Annotated in this window: 17 protein-coding genes and 3 tRNA genes; 7 read left to right on the top strand and 13 right to left on the bottom strand. The window is 72.6% G+C overall.

Annotation, left to right across the window (positions count from 1 at the left end; genetic code table 11):
* Positions 1 to 9: 9 nt before the first annotated feature.
* A complete protein-coding gene (locus HUT12_RS07705; protein ID WP_176092945.1) occupies positions 10 to 1,008 on the bottom strand; it encodes an NAD(P)H-dependent glycerol-3-phosphate dehydrogenase in 999 nt (332 codons plus the stop codon).
* A gap of 120 nt (positions 1,009 to 1,128) precedes the next feature.
* Positions 1,129 to 1,860 (bottom strand): 1-acyl-sn-glycerol-3-phosphate acyltransferase, encoded by a 732-nt coding sequence (locus HUT12_RS07700; RefSeq protein WP_131053798.1) that lies wholly within the window; start codon positions 1,858 to 1,860, stop codon positions 1,129 to 1,131.
* 129 nt (positions 1,861 to 1,989) lie between these two features.
* On the opposite strand from HUT12_RS07700, the gene cofC reads away from it, so the two are divergent.
* Genes cofC through HUT12_RS07680 form a run of 4 tightly spaced genes read left to right on the top strand, consistent with a single transcriptional unit; the run spans position 1,990 to position 6,126 of the window.
* Complete coding sequence (cofC, locus tag HUT12_RS07695; protein WP_176092944.1) at positions 1,990 to 2,619, top strand: 2-phospho-L-lactate guanylyltransferase; 630 nt, start codon at positions 1,990 to 1,992, stop codon at positions 2,617 to 2,619.
* Positions 2,620 to 2,647: 28 nt separating this feature from the next.
* Positions 2,648 to 2,845 (top strand): cold-shock protein, encoded by a 198-nt coding sequence (locus tag HUT12_RS07690; protein WP_176092943.1) that lies wholly within the window; start codon positions 2,648 to 2,650, stop codon positions 2,843 to 2,845.
* A 54-nt stretch (positions 2,846 to 2,899) separates the two neighbouring features.
* A complete protein-coding gene (locus HUT12_RS07685) occupies positions 2,900 to 5,194 on the top strand; it encodes an RNA degradosome polyphosphate kinase (RefSeq protein ID WP_176092942.1) in 2,295 nt (764 codons plus the stop codon).
* Positions 5,195 to 5,247: 53 nt separating this feature from the next.
* The gene (locus HUT12_RS07680) at positions 5,248 to 6,126 is read left to right on the top strand and encodes an NUDIX hydrolase (RefSeq protein ID WP_131054514.1); all 879 of its coding nucleotides are present in this window, start codon (positions 5,248 to 5,250) and stop codon (positions 6,124 to 6,126) included.
* A 12-nt stretch (positions 6,127 to 6,138) separates the two neighbouring features.
* Here HUT12_RS07680 and HUT12_RS07675 read toward each other — a convergent pair whose 3' ends face one another.
* The 4 genes from HUT12_RS07675 to leuC form a co-directional block, all read right to left on the bottom strand.
* Positions 6,139 to 8,088 (bottom strand): endonuclease/exonuclease/phosphatase family protein, encoded by a 1,950-nt coding sequence (locus tag HUT12_RS07675; RefSeq protein WP_254876744.1) that lies wholly within the window; start codon positions 8,086 to 8,088, stop codon positions 6,139 to 6,141.
* 157 nt (positions 8,089 to 8,245) lie between these two features.
* A complete protein-coding gene (locus HUT12_RS07670; protein ID WP_176092941.1) occupies positions 8,246 to 8,902 on the bottom strand; it encodes an HU family DNA-binding protein in 657 nt (218 codons plus the stop codon).
* Between the two features lie 172 nt (positions 8,903 to 9,074).
* The gene (leuD, locus tag HUT12_RS07665) at positions 9,075 to 9,662 is read right to left on the bottom strand and encodes a 3-isopropylmalate dehydratase small subunit (protein WP_131054512.1); all 588 of its coding nucleotides are present in this window, start codon (positions 9,660 to 9,662) and stop codon (positions 9,075 to 9,077) included.
* A gap of 16 nt (positions 9,663 to 9,678) precedes the next feature.
* Positions 9,679 to 11,124 (bottom strand): 3-isopropylmalate dehydratase large subunit, encoded by a 1,446-nt coding sequence (gene leuC / locus HUT12_RS07660; protein WP_176092940.1) that lies wholly within the window; start codon positions 11,122 to 11,124, stop codon positions 9,679 to 9,681.
* Between the two features lie 49 nt (positions 11,125 to 11,173).
* On the opposite strand from leuC, the gene HUT12_RS07655 reads away from it, so the two are divergent.
* Positions 11,174 to 11,860 (top strand): IclR family transcriptional regulator, encoded by a 687-nt coding sequence (locus HUT12_RS07655; RefSeq protein ID WP_091084913.1) that lies wholly within the window; start codon positions 11,174 to 11,176, stop codon positions 11,858 to 11,860.
* Between the two features lie 216 nt (positions 11,861 to 12,076).
* On the opposite strand, the gene HUT12_RS07650 is transcribed toward HUT12_RS07655, so the two are convergent.
* The 4 genes from HUT12_RS07650 to HUT12_RS07635 all read right to left on the bottom strand — a co-directional run bounded on the left by HUT12_RS07650 (position 12,077) and on the right by HUT12_RS07635 (position 13,696).
* Positions 12,077 to 12,152 (bottom strand) — tRNA-Glu (locus HUT12_RS07650).
* A gap of 363 nt (positions 12,153 to 12,515) precedes the next feature.
* Positions 12,516 to 12,588 (bottom strand) — tRNA-Glu (locus HUT12_RS07645).
* 136 nt (positions 12,589 to 12,724) lie between these two features.
* Positions 12,725 to 12,796 (bottom strand) — tRNA-Gln (locus HUT12_RS07640).
* Between the two features lie 96 nt (positions 12,797 to 12,892).
* Positions 12,893 to 13,696 (bottom strand): fumarylacetoacetate hydrolase family protein, encoded by an 804-nt coding sequence (locus HUT12_RS07635; RefSeq protein WP_131057754.1) that lies wholly within the window; start codon positions 13,694 to 13,696, stop codon positions 12,893 to 12,895.
* A gap of 168 nt (positions 13,697 to 13,864) precedes the next feature.
* On the opposite strand from HUT12_RS07635, the gene HUT12_RS07630 reads away from it, so the two are divergent.
* Complete coding sequence (locus HUT12_RS07630) at positions 13,865 to 15,148, top strand: hypothetical protein (protein ID WP_176092939.1); 1,284 nt, start codon at positions 13,865 to 13,867, stop codon at positions 15,146 to 15,148.
* 33 nt (positions 15,149 to 15,181) lie between these two features.
* On the top strand, positions 15,182 to 16,048 hold the full coding sequence (locus HUT12_RS07625) for a 3-methyladenine DNA glycosylase (RefSeq protein ID WP_131053233.1): 867 nt from the start codon (positions 15,182 to 15,184) through the stop codon (positions 16,046 to 16,048).
* A gap of 85 nt (positions 16,049 to 16,133) precedes the next feature.
* Here HUT12_RS07625 and arfB read toward each other — a convergent pair whose 3' ends face one another.
* The 3 genes from arfB to HUT12_RS07610 form a co-directional block, all read right to left on the bottom strand.
* On the bottom strand, positions 16,134 to 16,559 hold the full coding sequence (arfB, locus tag HUT12_RS07620) for an alternative ribosome rescue aminoacyl-tRNA hydrolase ArfB (RefSeq protein ID WP_176092938.1): 426 nt from the start codon (positions 16,557 to 16,559) through the stop codon (positions 16,134 to 16,136).
* A gap of 66 nt (positions 16,560 to 16,625) precedes the next feature.
* Positions 16,626 to 16,862 carry a hypothetical protein gene (locus HUT12_RS07615; protein WP_176092937.1) on the bottom strand — a complete coding sequence of 79 codons (237 nt, stop codon included), beginning with the start codon at positions 16,860 to 16,862 and terminating at the stop codon, positions 16,626 to 16,628.
* A 110-nt stretch (positions 16,863 to 16,972) separates the two neighbouring features.
* Positions 16,973 to 17,827 carry a S1C family serine protease gene (locus HUT12_RS07610; protein ID WP_131053236.1) on the bottom strand — a complete coding sequence of 285 codons (855 nt, stop codon included), beginning with the start codon at positions 17,825 to 17,827 and terminating at the stop codon, positions 16,973 to 16,975.
* Positions 17,828 to 17,879 lie beyond the last annotated feature (52 nt).

The raw sequence follows: 17,879 nt of genomic DNA, 5'->3' as shown, positions 1-17,879 counted from the left end.
CCACGCTGCTCACTCCGGCTTGGTGGTGCGGCTCATCAGCGCCCGGACCGCACGCCGCGGGTCGACGCCCTCGTGGCAGACCAGCTCGACCTGCTCGGTGATCGGCATCTCCACCCCGTGCGCGCGGGCCAGGTCCCGGATCGCCAGCGCGCTCTTGACGCCCTCGGCGGTCTGCCGGGTGGCCACCCGCGCCTCCTCCAGCGTCGCGCCCCGACCCAGGTGCTCACCGAAGGTGCGGTTGCGGGCCGACGGGGACGAGCAGGAGGCGACCAGGTCGCCCATGCCGGCCAGACCGGCGAAGGTGAGCGGGTCGGCACCGAGGGCCACCCCGAGCCGGGCCGTCTCGGCCAGTCCCCGGGTGACCAGCATCGCGCGGGTGTTGTGACCGAACCCCATCGCGGTGGCGATGCCGTACGACAGGGCGATCACGTTCTTCACCGCCCCGCCCAGCTCACAGCCGATCACGTCGTCGTTGGTGTACGGGCGGAAGTACGGCGTGGTGATGGAGCGCTGCACCAGCGCGGCGCGGTCGGCGTCGGTGCCGGCGACCACGGTGGCAGCCGGCTGCTCGGCCGCGATCTCCGGGGCCAGGTTGGGTCCGGAGACCACCACCACGCGATCCGCCGCCACCCCGGCGGTCTCCACGATGACCTCGCTCATCCGCTTGGTGGTGCCGAGCTCGATGCCCTTCATCAACGACACCAGGGTGGCGTCGGGGTGCAGGTGACCGACCCACTCGGCGAGGTTGCCGCGCAGCGTCTGCGACGGCACCGCCAGCACCACCATCTCGGCGCCCTCGATCGCCTCGGCGGCGTCACCGGTGCCGGTGACGCGCGGCGGCAGCACCACCCCCGGCAGGTACTCCGGATTGCACCGCTCGTCCCGCAGGACGTCGGCGATGGACTGCCGCCGCGCCCAGATCGTGACGTCCCGGCCGGCGTCGCCGAGGATCTTGGCGAACGCCGTCCCCCACGACCCGGCTCCCAGCACCGCCACATGTCCGCTCATGCCGCCACTCCGCTTCGCTGCGCGCCGCCACGAGTCACCCGACACCACCGATTCACTCGCCGACGCTCGCTCATGCCGCCACTCCGCTTCGCTGCGCGCCGCCACGAATCTGACGCTCGCTCATGCCGTCGCCTCGGGGCGGTCGGCGTTGGCGCGAGAGGTGCGCTGCCACAGCGGCGGAGGTGTGCCGCCCCGGATCTCGGCGAGCAGGTCCCGCACCCGCAGCATGATCACGTCGGTCATCTCCTCCAGCACCTGCCGGCTCGGCGTGGCGCCGGCCCAGCGGCTCAGGTCGACCGGCGGCCCGGCCACCACGCTCACCGGGATGCGGGGGCGCGGGTTGAGCCTGCCCCGCCGGGGGTCGAAGATCTTCTCCGGCCCCCACATCGCCACCGGCACGACCGGGGCACCGGTGGTCAACGCCAGCCGGGCCGCGCCGGTCTTGCCCTTCATCGGCCACAGGTCCGGTTCCCGGCTGGTGGTGCCCTCTGGATAGATGATCACCGCATCGCCCTCGTTCAGTGCTTTGACCAGGGCTTCCAGGGACTTGACCGCGTCGACCGAGCCGCGCTCCACCGGGATCTGGCGGCACCGGTGCAGGATCCAGCCGACCACCGGGACCTTGAAGACGCTCGCCTTGCCGAGGAACTGCGGCCACCGGCCGGCGTCGTAGACGAAGTGCGCCGACACCAGCGGGTCGGCGTGCGAGATGTGGTTCGCCACGATGATCACCGGGCCGTCCTGCGGCAGGTGCTCCATGCCCCGCCAGGTACGCCGGGTCCAGACGGTCATCGCCGGCTTGACCAGCACCACGGCGAACCTCTGCCAGAATCCCAGCCTGCGCCGACCCACCGTGCCTCCTCGTGCCCACCCCGACCCGCCCACCGGAGACCTCCGGTGACGCCCGCAGCCGAAATCATGCCTGTTCGCCCCTGGTACGGCCAGTGAGGGTACCGCCGCCGGGCTGGCAGGATGACAGGTGTGAGTCAGCCCTGGACCGTGGTGGTGCCGGTCAAACGCCTGGTCGCCGCGAAGTCGCGGCTGCGTGGCGGGCTGCCCGGCGTACCCCACGAGGAGCTGGCGCTGGCGCTCGTGGCCGACACCCTCGACGCGGTGCGGGCCTGTCCCGAGGTGGGCGGGGTGCTCGTGGTCACCGACGACGTCCGGGTCCGGGCCGAGGCCCCGGCGGCTGCCGCGCGGTGGCTCGCGGACGTCGCGGACGCCGGACTCAACGGCGCCTTCCGGCACGGCGCGGCCCAGGTGCCCGGCCCAGTGGCCGGGATCACCGCCGACCTTCCGGCGCTACGTCCGGCCGAGCTGGCGGTCGCGCTCCGGGCGGCGCGGGAGGCTCCGCCCGGCGTCCGCTGCTTCGTGGCCGACACGCCGGGCACCGGGACCGTGCTGCTGACCGCGCCGGCCGGCGTACCCCTCGGGCCGCGCTTCGGGCCCGGCTCGGCCGCGGCGCACGCGGCGAGCGGCGCCCGCCCGCTCGACGGTGACTGGCCCAGCCTGCGCCGCGACGTGGACACCCCGGACGACCTGGCCGCCGCGGCCCGGCTCGGGCTCGGTCCGCGCACCGCGCGACTGGCCGCCGGCTGCCTCACCGGCTGAGCTCCCCCACCGGTGTACGGTGCTGGGCATGCAGGGCACGGTGGCGACCTTCGACGCGGCGACCCGCAGCGGGCTGCTGCTGCTCGACGACGGCACCGAGCTGTCCTTCCCGGCCCGTGCCTTCGACGCCTCCGGGCTGCGGCTGCTCCGGCTCGGCCAGCGGGTACGCGTCGACACCGACGCCGCCGGGGACGTGATCCGCGTGACCCTGCCGACGATGTCCTGACGTACCCAGCGGAAGTTCATTTTGCGTTAACCCGAGTCGGGTGATTATGAGCAGGTGAGCACCCCTCGCGAAAGCAACGCCAGTCCCGCCGGCACCGACGACCACACCAGCCGCGACGAAGGTCGCTCCCGGGGATCCGACGGGCGCTTCCGCCGTACCCGGCCGATGACCGAGCTGGCCGGCACCGACCCGGCCGCCGCCTCCACCGGCCTGGAGGAGGTTCTCGACCCGGTGTCCGAGCCGGGCGCACCGGACGCCTCCGACAACGAGCCACCACCGCTCCGGCCGCTGCCGGAGGATCGGTTCCTCAACCGGGAGCTGTCCTGGCTCGACTTCAACGCCCGGGTCCTGGCGCTGGCCGAGGACCCGCGCACCCCGCTGCTGGAACGGGCGAAGTTCCTGGCCATCTTCGCCAGCAACCTCGACGAGTTCTACATGGTCCGGGTGGCCGGGCTCAAGCGCCGGCTCTCCGCCGGCCTGCCGGTGCGCGGAGGTGACGGCATGCCGCTGCGTACCCAGCTGGCGCTCGTCGCCGGAAAGGCCGCCACGCTGGTCACCCGGCACGCCACCTGCTTCGTCGACGACGTGCTGCCCAAGCTGGCCGACGAGGACATCCGGATCCTGCGCTGGTCCGACCTGGGCGACGTCGAGCGGGACCGGCTGCGCGCCTACTTCCGCGAGCAGATCTTCCCGGTGCTCACCCCGCTCGCGGTCGACCCGGCCCACCCGTTCCCGTACATCTCCGGCCGGTCGTTGAACCTGGCCGTGTCGGTCCGCGACCCGGACGGCGGGCCCGAGTTGTTCGCCCGGGTGAAGGTGCCGAACAACGTGCCCCGGTTCGTCCGCGTCGACCGGGACCAGCCCGGCGTGCGGATGGTGCCGGTCGAGGACGTCATCTCGGTGCACCTCGGCCAGCTCTTCTCCGGCATGCAGGTGGTGGAGTGCCACCTGTTCCGGGTCACCCGCAACGCCGAGGTGGAGGTGGACGAGGACCGCGACGAGGACCTGCTCCAGGCGCTGGAACGGGAGCTGGCCCGGCGTCGCTTCGGCCCGCCGGTGCGGCTGGAGGTGGCCGCCTCGATCTCCGACCACATGCTGGAGCTGCTCGTCCGGGAACTGGACATGGACGCCCAGGACGTGCTGCGGGTCCGGGGGCTGCTCGACCTCTCCGCGCTTTGGCAGTTGTACGGCGAGGCCGACCGGCCCGACCTCAAGGACCCGCCGTTCGTGCCGGCCACCCATCCCCGGCTCGCCGAGGGCGAGGTGCCGCGCAGTGTCTTCGCCACCCTGCGCGACGGGGACGTGCTGGTGCACCACCCGTACCACTCCTTCGCCACCAGCGTGCAGCGCTTCGTGGAGCAGGCCGCCGCCGATCCGAACGTGCTCGCCATCAAGCAGACGCTCTACCGCACCAGCGGCGACTCACCGATCGTGGACGCGCTCGTCGACGCCGCCGCCGCCGGCAAGCAGGTGGTGGTGCTGGTCGAGTTGAAGGCGCGTTTCGACGAGGTGGCGAACATCGGTTGGGCCCGCACCCTGGAGCGGGCCGGCTGTCACGTGGTCTACGGCCTGGTCGGTCTCAAGACGCACTGCAAGACCGCGTTGGTGGTACGCCAGGAGGGCAACCAGATCCGGCGCTACTGCCACATCGGCACCGGCAACTACCACCCGAAGACGGCCCGGCTCTACGAGGACTTCGGCATGCTCACCGCCGACCCGGAGATCGGGGCCGACCTGACCGACCTCTTCAACGTGTTGACCGGCTACAGCCGGCAGACCGCGTACCGGCGGCTGCTGGTGGCGCCGCAGGGCATCCGCAGCGGCCTGGTCGAACGCATCGAGCGGGAGATCGCCCACGTCCGGCTGGGCATGCCGGGACTCGTGCAGTTCAAGGTGAACTCGCTGGTCGACGAGGAGATCACCGACGCGTTGTACCGGGCTTCCCAGGCCGGCGTCCACGTCGACCTCATCATCCGGGGCATGTGTACCCTGCGACCCGGCGTACCGGGGCTGTCGGAGAACATCCGGGTCCGTTCGATCCTCGGCCGGTTCCTGGAACACTCCCGGGTCTTCCGGTTCGGCAACAACGGCGACGCCGAGTTCTGGATCGGCTCCGCCGACCTGATGCACCGCAACCTGGACCGGCGGGTCGAGGCACTGGTGCAGGTCAGCGACCCGGTGGCTCGGGCCGAACTGGACCAGGTGCTCGCCGCCGCGATGAGCCCCGACACCGACGCGTTCGAGTTGGCCGCCGACGGGAGCTGGACCCGGCGTACCGGCGCGACCGACACGCCACCGGCCCACCTGCAGCAGATGTTGCTGCGTCGCGTCGGCAGCACCGCCGGGTGAGCGGCACCGGCATAGGCTGAGCGGATGATCGAGGAGGAACGGCGACGGACCGGATGACCGACGTGATCGAGATCCGGGCGGCCGGAGGCGTGGTGTGGCGTCCCGGACCGTACGACGACGTCCAGGTCTGTCTGGTGCACCGCCCCCGGTACGGCGACTGGACACTCCCCAAGGGCAAGCTGGAGCCGGGCGAGCATCCACTGGCGGCAGCCGTCCGGGAGGTCGCCGAGGAGGCCGACGCACGGGCCGCGCCCGAGGTGCGCCTGCCCTCGGTGCGGTACCGCAGCGAGGGTCGGCTCAAGGAGGTCGACTACTGGTCCATGCGGGCGATGGGCACCGGCGGCTTCCAGCCGGGCACCGAGGTCGACGCGGTGCGTTGGCTCGACGTGGACGACGCGGTGGCGCTGGTCAGCTATCCGCACGACGCGGAGATCCTGGCCGCATTCGCCGCCCTGCCCCGGGTCACCGCCACCACGGTGCTGGTCCGGCACGGCAACGCCGGCAAGCGGTTGACCTGGTCCGGCCCGGACACGGCCCGACCGTTGGACGACCGGGGCTGGTCGCAGGCACGTACCTTGGCGCCGCTGATCGCGCTGACCTGGCCGAGCCGGCTGCTGTCGGCGTCACCGCGCCGCTGCGTACAGACCCTGGACCCGGCCGCCGCGACGCTGGACCTGCCGATCGAGATCAGCGGCGACCTGGACGAGCCCCTCGCCGGCCAGCAGCCCGACGAACGGGTCCTCGCCGCGGCAGCACGGATGGCCGCGCTGGCCGCCGCCGGCGAACGTACGGCGGTGTGCAGCCAGGGCAAGGTGATCCCGGGTGCGCTGGAACGTCTGGCCGGGCAGGACGGCGACTACGACACCGACAAGGGCACGGGCTGGCTGCTCGCCTTCAGCGCCGACCGCCTCGTCGCCGCCGACCGGCTCTGACCCGCTCCGACGTCAGCCCGCACCGCCGGGCAGGGTGAGGGTGACCGCGACCGGCAGGTGGTCGCTGGCGGTGCCGGGTGTCGCGACGGCGTCCGAGGCGACCAGGTCGGGTGAGACGAAGACGTGGTCGATCTGCTGACGCGGGTCGTCGGCCGGGCTGGTCGCCAGCGGGCGGGCGGCGGCGAACGCGTCGACCAGACCGGCGCCGGTGAACGCGGCGAACGCCGGGTCGCCCGGCTCGGTGTTGAAGTCACCGGCGACCACCAGCGGCAGACCGTCGGCGTACCCGGTGGCGAACTCGGCGACGGCACGGGCCTGCACCACCGGATCCGCGCCGGGCGGCGGTTGCAGGTGCGTGCTCACCACGGCCAGGCGTACGCCCTCGCTGAAGTCCACGGTGACGCCGAGCGCCTGCGCGCCGGTGGGTGCGCCCACGGCGGGCAGCACGCGGGTCCGGGCCCGGTCCACCGGCCACCGGCTGAGCACCGCGTCGCCCCAGAGCGCGTCGGCGGCCGGCGCGAAGACGTAGGGCAGGCCCAGGCGGTCCGAGAGCAGGTGCAGGGTGTCGTGGCCGCCGTTGAGCAGCCAGCCCCGGTCCACCTCGCTGAGCGCCACCACGTCGGCCCCCCGCACCGCCCGTTCCAACGCGGGCAGGTCGAACCGGCCGTCCATGCCGAAGCCCATCCGGATGTTGTAGGCCACCACGCGTACCTGCTCCGGCGGGCCCGGCCGATTGGTCGCCACCGGCCACGGCTCGTGTATCACCGCGGCGGCGAAGGCGGTCAGTGCGGCGAGCACGGCGATCGGCACCGTGGGCAGCCGACCGTACGTGGTGGACCCCTCGACGGCCGGAGCAGCCGCTGGAGCGACGAACTCCTCGGTGGCCGGTGCGGTGGCCGGGCGGGGCCGTGAACCGCCCTGAAACGCGATCAGGCCGGTCAGCACGGCCACCAGGACCGGTAGCCACCCGTTGGGATAGCCCAGGTCGTAGGCGGCGTAGTAGAGCACCGAGACGACCGCGAAGACGAGCATGCCGCCCACCGCCGCGTACCCCCGGCGGGTCGCGGCCCGCGCCGACGGCACGGCGGCACCGTCGGCCAGCGCCAGGCAGCCGCCCAGACCGGCGGCGCCGAGCAGGGCGGCGACGGTCAGCAGCGACGGCGGGCCGTACCCGAACAGCAGCGTCCCGGCCAGCAGCAGCCCCGGCCACACCGGCCGGGCGCGCGGCCGGGACGGAGTCAGGGCGGCGAGCAGGAACACCGCGAGCGTCACTCCGAGCGGCGCGAACGCGAACAGCGGCGTCGAGGCGGTGCCCGCCGCGCCGAACCAGTAGGACGTCGCGGTGCCCACCACCGCCGGTGACAGCGCCACCATGCCGCCCAGCAGCAGCGCCGGCCCGGCGAGCAACCACGCCCGGCCGTGCGGCACCGGCGTGGACGTGCCGGGACGACGGGCGAGCAGGACCTCACCGGCGAGCAGCGCCACCACCATCGCGCCACCGGCCACCCACGCCGACCAACTCCCCCGCCAGACCAGGTCGTACGTGCCGACCAGCACGTGCCCGAGCGCCGCGGCGGCCAGTCCGAGCGCCAGTCCGGGTACCGCGCGCTCGCCCCGGGCCGCCGTCGCGGCGAGCCACACCAGACCGGCGAGCAGACCGGCGCCGGCCAGCCAGAGCTGCGCGTACCCGCCGGGGCCGGCGGTGAGGGCGAGCCGGGCGACGCCCAGCAACGCCACGGCGACCACGCCGACGACGTGGCCGCCGACCAGCCGGACGAGCGGCGGTGCGGCGAGCGCCAGCACGAACCAGCCGAGGGCGAACGCCCCGAGCAGCTCGGCCGGGGTCGACGCGGCCTGCCCGAAGATGGTGATGACCGACGGCAGGAAGACCCGCAGCACGTCGGTCAGGACGACGAGACCGAGGGCCAGGGTGGCGGTACCGAGATGGCGGTGACGCAGCACGGTTCCTCTTTCGCCGAGGGGTGGTCCGGCGATTCTGGGCGTCGTACCCCGCCCCGTCAACGCCCGTCGGATACCGGACTCGCACCTCGGTGCGCGGACCCGACGGACATGGCGAGGGCGCCCGCCGTGCGGCGGACGCCCTCGTCGTACGACCGGCTCAGCGCCGGGTCGCGCTCTTCCTGGCCGGCGCCTTCTTCGCCGGTGCCTTCTTGGCCGTCGCGGTCTTCTTGGCCGCGGTGGCCTTGGACGCCGTGGCGGTCTTCTTCGCCGGGGCGGCCTTCTTCGTGGCGGTCGTCTTCGTGGCGGTCGCCTTCTTGGCCGCGGCGGTGGTCTTGGTCGCCTTGGCCGCGGTCGTCTTCTTCGCCGCCGCCGTGGTCTTCGTGGCGGTCGTCTTCTTTGCCGCGGTGGCCTTCGCCGTGGTCGTCTTCTTGGCAGCGGTCGCCTTCGCACCCGTCGCCTTCGCACCGGTCGCCTTCGCACCGGTGGTCTTGGCGGTGGCCGCGGCGGTCTTCTTCGCCGCCGCCGTGGCCTTCGGCACCTTGCCGTTGGCCACCATCTCCTTGAACCCGGCGCCCGGACGGAAGGTCGGCACCGAGGTCTTCTTGACCTTCACCGCCTCCCCGGTACGCGGGTTGCGGGCTGTTCGCGCGCCCCGTACGCGCTTCTCGAACGCCCCGAATCCGGTGATCGCCACCTTCTCGCCCTTGGTGACCGCCGCCTGGACCTCAGCGAGGACCGCGTCGAGCGCGGCCGTCGCCGTTTTCCGGTCCCCCAGGCGAACGGCGAGCGCCTCGATGAGCTCGGCCTTGTTCACTACTTCCTCCTGATTGTGCAACTGACTCGACGCGAGCCATTCTGCGCGCACGGTATGCCCTGTGCTGCCCGGACACAAACATTCGGTGGAAAAAAGCCCTTGTGTCGTAACGGATTCGCCCCCACCGGTGGCACCGGAGGGGGCGAAATCGGCGACGAAGCCGGGTGAACGGCTAGGCGACGCGGGGCAGGAAGGGGGGTCGGGTGCCCTCGAAAGCACTGATCTGCGACTCGTGGCGAAGGGTGAGTCCAATGTCGTCCAAGCCCTCCATCAGCCGCCAGCGGCTGAAGTCGTCGAGGGGGAACGACCACGTGGATCCGCCCGCCTGGACCTGCCGAGCGGCGAGGTCGACGGTGATGGCGGCCTTCGGGTCGGACTCCACCAGGGCCCAGATCTCCTCGACGGCTTTCAATTCCAACTCGACCGGCAGCAGACCCTCCTTGAGGGCGTTGCCCCGGAAGATGTCACCGAAGCGCGGCGAGATCACCACCTGGAAGCCGAAGTCGCGCAACGCCCACACGGCGTGCTCCCGCGACGACCCGGTGCCGAACTCCGGACCGGCCACCAGAATCGAGGCACCCGAATATGATTCATCGTTGAGGACGAATCCCGGGTCCTCCCGCCACGCGCTGAACAACCCGTCGGCGAATCCGGTACGGGTCACCCGCTTGAGGTACACCGCCGGGATGATCTGATCCGTGTCCACGTCGGACCGACGCAGCGGCACGGCGGTGCCGGTGTGCACGGTGAACTTGTCCATCTGTCGCAGCCCTTCTCTACAGGTCGGCGGGGGCGGCCAGCCGGCCGGCCACGGCGGTGGCGGCGGCGACCGGCGGGCTCACCAGGTGGGTACGCCCACCCCGGCCCTGCCGGCCCTCGAAGTTCCGGTTGGAGGTGGAGGCGGACCGCTGACCCGGGGAGAGCGTGTCCGGGTTCATGCCCAGGCACATCGAGCAGCCGGCGAAACGCCACTCGGCGCCCGCGTCGGTGAAGACCTTGTCCAGCCCCTCGGACTCGGCGGCCTCGCGTACCGCGGCGGAGCCCGGCACCACCAGCATGCGTACGCCGTCGGCGACCTGGTGGCCGCGCAGCACGTCGGCGGCGGCCCGCAGGTCCTCCAGCCGGCCGTTGGTGCAGGAGCCGACGAAGACCACGTCCACCGAGAGGTCCCGCAGCGGCGTACCGGGCCGCAGGTCCATGTACTCCAGGGCACGACGGGCCGCGGCCCGCTCGGGCTCGGTGCCGAAGTCGTCCGGGTTCGGCACCGCCGCGCCCAGCGGCGCACCCTGACCCGGGTTGGTGCCCCAGGTGACGAACGGCGTGATCTCGGCGGCGTCCAGCGTCACCTCGGCGTCGAACGTCGCGCCCTCGTCGGTGGGCAGCGTCCGCCAGTACGCGACCGCGGCGTCCCAGTCCGCGCCGGCCGGCGCGTTCGGCCGCCCCTTCAGGTACGCGAAGGTGGTCTCGTCCGGCGCGATCATGCCGGCCTTGGCGCCCCACTCGATGGACATGTTGGCGATGGTCATCCGGCCTTCCATCGACAACGCCCGGATCGCCTCGCCCCGGTACTCCACGATGTGCCCGCGCCCGCCGCCGGTGCCCACCTTCGTGATCAGCGCGAGGACCAGGTCCTTGGCGGTGACACCGGGACGGAGCTGGCCGTTGACGGTGACCGCCATCGTCTTGGGGCGGCCCTGCGGCAGCGTCTGGGTGGCCAGGACGTGTTCGACCTCACTGGTGCCGATGCCGAACGCCAACGCACCGAACGCGCCGTGGGTGGCGGTGTGCGAGTCGCCGCAGACGATCGTCATGCCGGGCTGGGTGAGCCCGAGCTGCGGCCCGATGACGTGCACGATGCCCTGGTTCTCGTCGCCCAGCGGGTGCAGCTTCACGCCGAACTCGGCGCAGTTGCGGCGCAGCGTCTCGATCTGCGTCCGGGAGGTGGGGTCGGCGATGGTGAGCAGGTCACCACGGCGCTGCCGGAACGAGGGATCGGCGTACCCGGTCGGGGTGTTGTGATCCTCGGTCGCGAGCGTGAGGTCGGTACGGCGCACCTGCCGGCCGGCGAGCCGCAGCCCGTCGAAGGCCTGCGGGCTGGTCACCTCGTGCAGCAGGTGCAGGTCGATGAAGAGCAGATCGGGCTCACCATCGGCGGATCGGACCACGTGCGCGTCCCAGACCTTCTCGGCCAGGGTCCTCGGCTCAGGAGTGACTCCCACCATCTGGACATCCTAAATTCTGGGAGGTAAATTTCGGCTTGTGGGACACAGTATGAGCGGTGTCGGCGTTCTCGACAAGGCGGTGGTCATCCTGGCCGCCTGTGTCGACGGCGCCAGCCTGGCCGAACTCGTTGAACGCACCAAGCTGCCCCGGGCCACCGCGCACCGGCTGGCACAGGCGCTGGAGATCCACCGGATGCTGGTCCGGGACACCCAGGGCCGCTGGCGTCCCGGGCCACGCCTGGGCGAACTGGCGAACGCCGCACCGGACGTGCTGCTGACCGCCGCCGAGCCACTGCTGGCCGCCCTGCGCGACGCCACCGGCGAGAGCGCACAGCTCTACCTGCGCCGGGCGGACGAACGGATCTGCGTGGCCGCCGCCGAGCGCGCCAGCGGGCTGCGGGACACCGTCCCGGTGGGGTCGGTGCTGCCGATGGTGGCCGGTTCGGCGGCGCAGATCCTGCTCGCCTGGGAGCCACCCGAGGCGGTGATGCCACTGCTACCGCGGTCCAAGTTCACCGGCCGCACCCTCGCCGAGGTACGCCGCCGGGGCTGGGCGCAGAGCGTCGCCGAACGCGAGGCCGGTGTGGCGAGTGTCTCCGCACCGATCCGGGACCGCACCGGCCGGGTCATCGCGGCGATCAGCATCTCCGGCCCCATCGAGCGTCTCGGCCGCCGCCCCGGCGAACGCCACGCCATGGCCGTCGTCCGCGCCGGCCAACGCCTCTCCGGCCTCTAACCCTCCCACTCCCTCCCTCCCACCCTCCCCCCTCTCCCCTCCGCCCGCCCTCTCCTCGGTTGATCAAGAAGTTTGCACCTTCGGGAGGGGCGGATCCTGACGCGAACTTCTTGGTCAACTCGCCGAAGGGTCGACCTGAGGGTGGCGTGGACGTGCGGATGGTGGGGGGTGCGACGGGAGAAGCCCGCCTCGCGCGGGGCGAGACGGGCTTCGGTGTGGTAGCCCCGACCGGATTCGAACCGGCGCTACCGCCTTGAGAGGGCGGCGTCCTGGGCCGCTAGACGACGGGGCCAAGACTTTCCTGGTTCACCACCCTCGCGGGCGGTGCGGCAGTAGTCTAGCGGCGTCCCTCTCGACGACGGAATCTGGGGTGGGACGCCGCCGTCGGGCCAGGCCGGGGGCGATGTCACCCGATCGGGTGAACCGACACCGGGCCGGGCGGGGGGCCAGCAGTCAGTCGCACCCGCCCCCAAGGCTGGCACGCAGGGAGCCAGCACACAGGATGGCGGCACGGCAGCGGGCCAGCACACAGGATGGCCGGCATGCAGAAGGCCGGCATGCGGGATGGCCGGCACGCCGGGCCGGCGCAGGACGGCAGCACACAGCGAAACGGCCCGACCCGCGGAGCGGGACGAGCCGTTACCTGAATCTCTTGTAGCCCCGACCGGATTCGAACCGGCGCTACCGCCTTGAGAGGGCGGCGTCCTGGGCCGCTAGACGACGGGGCCAGAACACACTGTGCGACACCACCTCGCGGTGGTGCCGCCAAACTCTACCAGAATTCGTGACCGGGTCCCCTGCGGGACATCGGTGCTGAACTCCACCAGAATCCAGCGACCTCGATTCGTGCGAATCGCGGTTGCGCTGGGGTACCAGGACTCGAACCTAGACTAACTGAACCAGAATCAGTTGGGCTGCCAATTACCCCATACCCCATTGGCCCCTTGCGGTGCCGGGAGCAAACTCTACCCTCCCGGCACCGACGGGCCAAATCAACTTCCCCAAACCGCCCTTGAGCTGCGTAAACGGCGGTCAGGTCGCGGACACGACAGGGTTGGTCAACTCACCGATCCCCTGGATCCGGACGGCCACCGTATCCCCCTCCGTGATCGGGCTAACCCCCGCCGGGGTGCCGGTCAGGACGATGTCGCCCGGCAGCAGCGTCATCACGTGCGACACGTACGACACCAGGGCCGGCACGTCGAAGACCATGTCCCGGGTACGGCCGAGCTGCCGGACCTCCATCTCCTCCGGGTCGCGTCCCACCTCGCAGCGGATCTCCAGATCGGTGACGTCGAGCCCGGTGGTGATCCACGGACCGATCGGGCAGAAGGAGTCGAACCCCTTGGCCCGGGTCCACTGGCTGTCGGACCGCTGGAGGTCCCGGGCGGTGACGTCGTTGGCGCAGGTGTAGCCGAAGATCGCCCGTTCGGCGGCGGCCCGGTCGGCGCGACGGGCGCCCGGCGCCCCGATCACCACGGCCAGTTCCGCCTCGTGCTCGACCTGCTTGCTGAACTCGGGCAGGCGGATCGCGTCCCGGGGGCCGATGACGGAGGTGGAGGGCTTGAGGAAGAGCAGCGGCTCCTTCGGTACCTCGTTGCCGTGCTCGGCGGCGTGCTCGGCGTAGTTGCGGCCGACACAGACCACCTTGCTGGGCAGGATCGGGGAGAGCAGGCGGACGTCGGACAGCGCCCACCGGACGCCGCTGAACGTGATCTGGCCGAACGGGTGTCCGGTGATCTCGGCGACGGTCAGCCCCTGCGGGCCCGCCTCCGGCTCCCCCTCGACGACCCCGAACGACATTCCCTTGGCATGAGCGAAACGAGCGATACGCACCAGGTCAATCTAGTCCGGTCGCAGACCGGACCAGCACCGCCGATCCGGTACGGTCGCCTCGGGGACGGCGCAGCCTACCCGCGATGATCAGCGTCGGGGCCGGATTCGCCGCTTCGTACCCGCACGACGTGCGCGCGCCCCTAGCGTCGGCTGCGGAGGTTCGTTCGTATGCCTGCATCGACACGACACCACAGGAAGCTCGCGGCGATCGTGCACTGCGTCGGTCTGCTGACGGCGCTGCCGGTCCTACCGGCGGCAACCGCTCCGGACGCCCCGGCGCCCGGTCGGCCGCACGCGGCAGCCGCCACGCCGGAGCCCACCATGCCGTCGGCACCGCCGGCGGTGCCCACTCCGACCCGGGTCGCCCCACCGGCGGCCAAGCCGGAGATCAGCGTGGCGGTGAGACCGCAGAACACTGCCGCGCCCGGCTACCGCATCGAGGTCCGCAACCGGGGCGACGCGCCGGTCTCCACCACGGTGCGCCAGGAGCTGCCCCAGGGTGCCACGGCGACGACGATCAGCGGCGGCGGCCGGGAGGTACGCCCCGACGGGTCGGCGGCGACCGAGGTGACCTGGCGCCTGAGCCTGCCGCCCCACAGCGCCCGGACGCTGGACACCACGCTGGCCGCCGCCTCCACGCAAGCGCCGCTGACCACACCCGCCTGCGCCTTCGGCACCGACGACCAGCAGCCGTACGACTGTGCGTCGGCCACCTGGACGTCGCCGGACGCACCGGCGGCCGGTGCGGCGGAGTCGGGCTGGCGGCACCAGGCGCCCGCGCTGCTGGCCGGTGCGGTCGCGGTGCTGGTGCTCGGCCTCATCGGCTTCGTCACCTGGCGTCGACGCACGCGACCGGTCGCCGCCGCGCTGGCCTCGGAGGGACGGGGGACGGTCTACCCGCGCCCGGCCGCGCCCCGGCCCCCGGCCCGTCGTCGTACGCCACCGGTGTGGCTGGTGGTGCCGGTGGCCGCGACGGTGCTCCTCGTCACGATCGGCGTGGCGGCGTGGACCGCCACCCGGCGCGTCGCCGCGATCGACACCGACAGTCAGCCGACCAGCGGCGCGTGGAAGGGCACCGGCATCAGTGGCGGGTTGGGCGTGCCGCTACGCGAGGACTCGTTCGAGTTCACCGTCTACCGGATGGCCTGCGAGCCGGGCGGCGGCGCCCGGAAGTGCCAGGCGACCGTGGGGGTGCGCAACGTCACGCCGGAGCACCAGAGCTGGCACGGCAAGTTGCAGCGGGCGTACCTGGCGGACGGCAACTGGGTGACCACCGACGAGCAGGCCACCCGGCGGGCCAACCGGGGGCGGGACGTCTTCGCCGAACCGGTTGCGGCGGGCAGTCGTACGGTGCTGCCGTTGGTCTTCACCGTCGACGGCGCGCAGGCGCCCCGGCACCTGGAACTGCGCAGCGGTGTCTTCTCCGCCGGCGTGCGGGTGGACGTGCCCTGACCGGCGGGCGGGCGGCGGTCGTACCCTGGGGCGATGACCGCCGCCCTCGCCCCCGCCGTGCTCGACGCGGCCGACTGGCAGGCCCGCCGCCGCGCCCACGAGGAGCGGGTGGACGGCTGGCTCGGCGGGCACCTGGAGCGCCGCCGGCGAGGTGAGAAGCATCCGGTGGAGGACTTCCTCTTCACCTACTACTCGTGCCGGCCGGCGCAGTTGCGCCGGTGGCAGCCGGGTGCGGGGGTGCTGTTGCGCGGGGCGGACGCCGCCGACTTCGGTCCGGACCACCGGGTGGTCGACGGCGGCGTCGTCCTCGACACCGGGGCGGTCCTGGCCCGTCGTGGCGAGTCGGTGCGCTGGATCGGGTCCCTGCTGGCGGCGACCGCCGCACGCCCCGCCCACCTGGGCTGTTTCGGCATGCACGAGTGGGCGATGGTCTACCGGCAGAACCAGGACGAGGTCCGGCACCGCGCGTGGCCGCTGCGGCTGAGCCCGGAACGCACCGCCGAGGTCGTCGAGGAGCGCGGCGTACGGTGCAGCCACTTCGACGCGTACCGGTTCTTCACCGAGCCGGCCCGCCCGCTCAACGTGCTCCGGCCGACCCGGGACACGCAGCACGAGCACGAGCAGCCGGGCTGCCTGCACGCCAACATGGACCTGTACAAGTGGGCCTACAAGCTCTCCCCGCTGGTGCCGTCGGAGCTGGTCGGCGACGCCTTCGCGCTGGCCCGGGAGATCCGCACGCTGGACATGCGGGCCTCGCCGTACGACCTGGCGGCGCTCGGTTACCCGCCGGTGCGGGTGGAGACCCCGGAGGGGCGCGCCACGTACGCCACGGCGCAGCGGGAGTTCGCCGAGCGGGCCGGGGTGCTGCGCGACCGGTTGCTGGCGGCGATCCCCGCCTGACGCTCCACTACGGACAGTCATCGGGCGCCGGAAGCGCCGTGTCGCCCGCTCGCCGTCAGCCTCGTCCCGTGATGCCCGAGCGGCGTCACTCGCCGTCCGCCCGGCGGTCGCGCTTGCGCTGCGAGCGACGCTTCTTCTCGGCGAGCCGGCGCTCCTTGGCGGCACGCGACGGGCGGGTCGGCCGACGCGGCGGAGGCGGTGGCGCGACCGCCTCGCGCAGCAGTGCGGCGAGCCGGTCCCGAGCCGCCTCGCGGTTGGCGAGCTGCGCCCGGTGCTCGCTGGCGGCGATGGTCAGCACGCCGTCGACCAGCCGGCCGGCGAGCCGCTCCAGCGCCCGCGTCCGCAGCGACTCCGGCAGGCTGGGCGAACCGGCCAGGTCGAAGCTCAGCTCGACCCGGGAGTCGGTGGTGTTGACCCCCTGGCCGCCGGGCCCGGACGACCGGGAGAACCGTTCCCGCAGCTCGGCGGCGGGGACACTCCACCGGTCGGTCACCCGCAGTCCGTCGTCCACGCACAGAGGCTAGCGTGCCGGGGGCTATTTCGGAGCGCTGCTCGGATTCGGCTCCGGCCTGGCCGGCTAGTCGCCGCCGACCGCCGCGAACGCGACCGCTCCGACGAGAAGCAGGGCGATCACGCCGACCTTCGTGGTGACCACCTTGATCAGCAGCCAGGCGGCGCGACGCGCGCCGGGCACGGTCTTCTTCGCCGCCTGATAGTCGTTCCAGCCGCGCCGGGCCCGCGCGTACGACGACCCGACGCCACTTCCGATGATGAGGCCCACCAGCAGGAGGACCGTGATGAGAGGACGCTCCACCCACGCCAGTATTCATACTCAGCGTAATATTTCCATTCTCCGATCTTCGACCGCCAGAAACCCGACAGATCACACATCCGACCGTAATGGGACAGTGACTCTGGGTGACCTCAGCCGCCCTTGCCGATGATCGTGTCGGCGGTCTGCTGCACCTGCTCGATCGGGATGGCGAACCCGATGCCGATCGAGCCGTTGCCGTCGATGGTGGCGATCGCGGTGTTCACACCGACCACCTCGCCCCGGGCGTTGACCAGCGGGCCACCGGAGTTTCCCGGGTTGATCGAGGCGTCGGTCTGCACCGCCCGGTGCCGGTTGTCACCGAGGCGTACCTGACGGTCCAGCGCGCTGACGATCCCCGCCGTGACCGTGCCCGGCAGCCCCAGCGGCGAACCCACCGCCAGCACCGGTTCGCCCACCCGGGTCGACCCCGGCTTGGCCAGTGGCAACGCCGTCAGCCCGGCGGAGGACGGCACCCGGAGCACGGCGAGATCGCTGCCCGGTTCCCGGCCCACCACCTCCGCCGCGAACCGCCGGCCGTCCGGCAGCTCGACGGTCACCTCGCCACGCCCCTTGGCCAGGATGTGGTCGTTGGTGATGATGTGCTGCTCGGTGTCGACGGCGAAACCGGAGCCGGTCGCCGAGGCGCCACCGGAGCCGCCCACCAGCACCGACACGACCCCGGGCACGGTCTTCTCCGCCGCGGTGACCAGCTCGGCCGGCACCGGGGCGGCGGACGCGGCAGCCGGACCCGGCACACCGTCGCGACCGGCCACCCAGCCACCGGCCAACGCCCCCGACCCCGTCGACAGCGTCACCACCGCCAGCCCGGCCAGCAGTCGACGGCGCCAACTCCAGGCCGCCCGGTCCCCGCTCGGCCCGTCCGGTCCACCCCGCCCGTCCGGTGGGAGATCGGGCGAGACGAACCAGGGTCCGCGTGGCTCACCCAGTCCGGTCTGCACTGCCATTCGTACGCTCCTCACGTGTGGCGGGCCCGGGTCGATCCGGTCGCCAGGACGG

It is taken from the genome of Verrucosispora sp. NA02020 (genome assembly GCF_013364215.1).
In the GTDB taxonomy this organism is placed as follows: Bacteria; Actinomycetota; Actinomycetes; order Mycobacteriales; family Micromonosporaceae; genus Micromonospora.
This window is presented reverse-complemented; position numbering and strand designations above follow the sequence as displayed.

What these genes read in the sequence shown, in the direction of transcription:
- HUT12_RS07705 (WP_176092945.1), bottom strand. Translation starts at nt 1,008, where the DNA reads ATGAGCGGACATGTGGCGGTGCTGGGAGCCGGGTCGTGGGGGACGGCG.
- HUT12_RS07690 (WP_176092943.1), top strand. Translation starts at nt 2,648, where the DNA reads ATGCAGGGCACGGTGGCGACCTTCGACGCGGCGACCCGCAGCGGGCTG.
- HUT12_RS07680 (WP_131054514.1), top strand. Translation starts at nt 5,248, where the DNA reads ATGACCGACGTGATCGAGATCCGGGCGGCCGGAGGCGTGGTGTGGCGT.
- leuD (WP_131054512.1), bottom strand. Translation starts at nt 9,662, where the DNA reads ATGGACAAGTTCACCGTGCACACCGGCACCGCCGTGCCGCTGCGTCGG.
- leuC (WP_176092940.1), bottom strand. Translation starts at nt 11,124, where the DNA reads ATGGTGGGAGTCACTCCTGAGCCGAGGACCCTGGCCGAGAAGGTCTGG.
- HUT12_RS07655 (WP_091084913.1), top strand. Translation starts at nt 11,174, where the DNA reads ATGAGCGGTGTCGGCGTTCTCGACAAGGCGGTGGTCATCCTGGCCGCC.
- HUT12_RS07630 (WP_176092939.1), top strand. Translation starts at nt 13,865, where the DNA reads ATGCCTGCATCGACACGACACCACAGGAAGCTCGCGGCGATCGTGCAC.
- HUT12_RS07625 (WP_131053233.1), top strand. Translation starts at nt 15,182, where the DNA reads ATGACCGCCGCCCTCGCCCCCGCCGTGCTCGACGCGGCCGACTGGCAG.
- HUT12_RS07610 (WP_131053236.1), bottom strand. Translation starts at nt 17,827, where the DNA reads ATGGCAGTGCAGACCGGACTGGGTGAGCCACGCGGACCCTGGTTCGTC.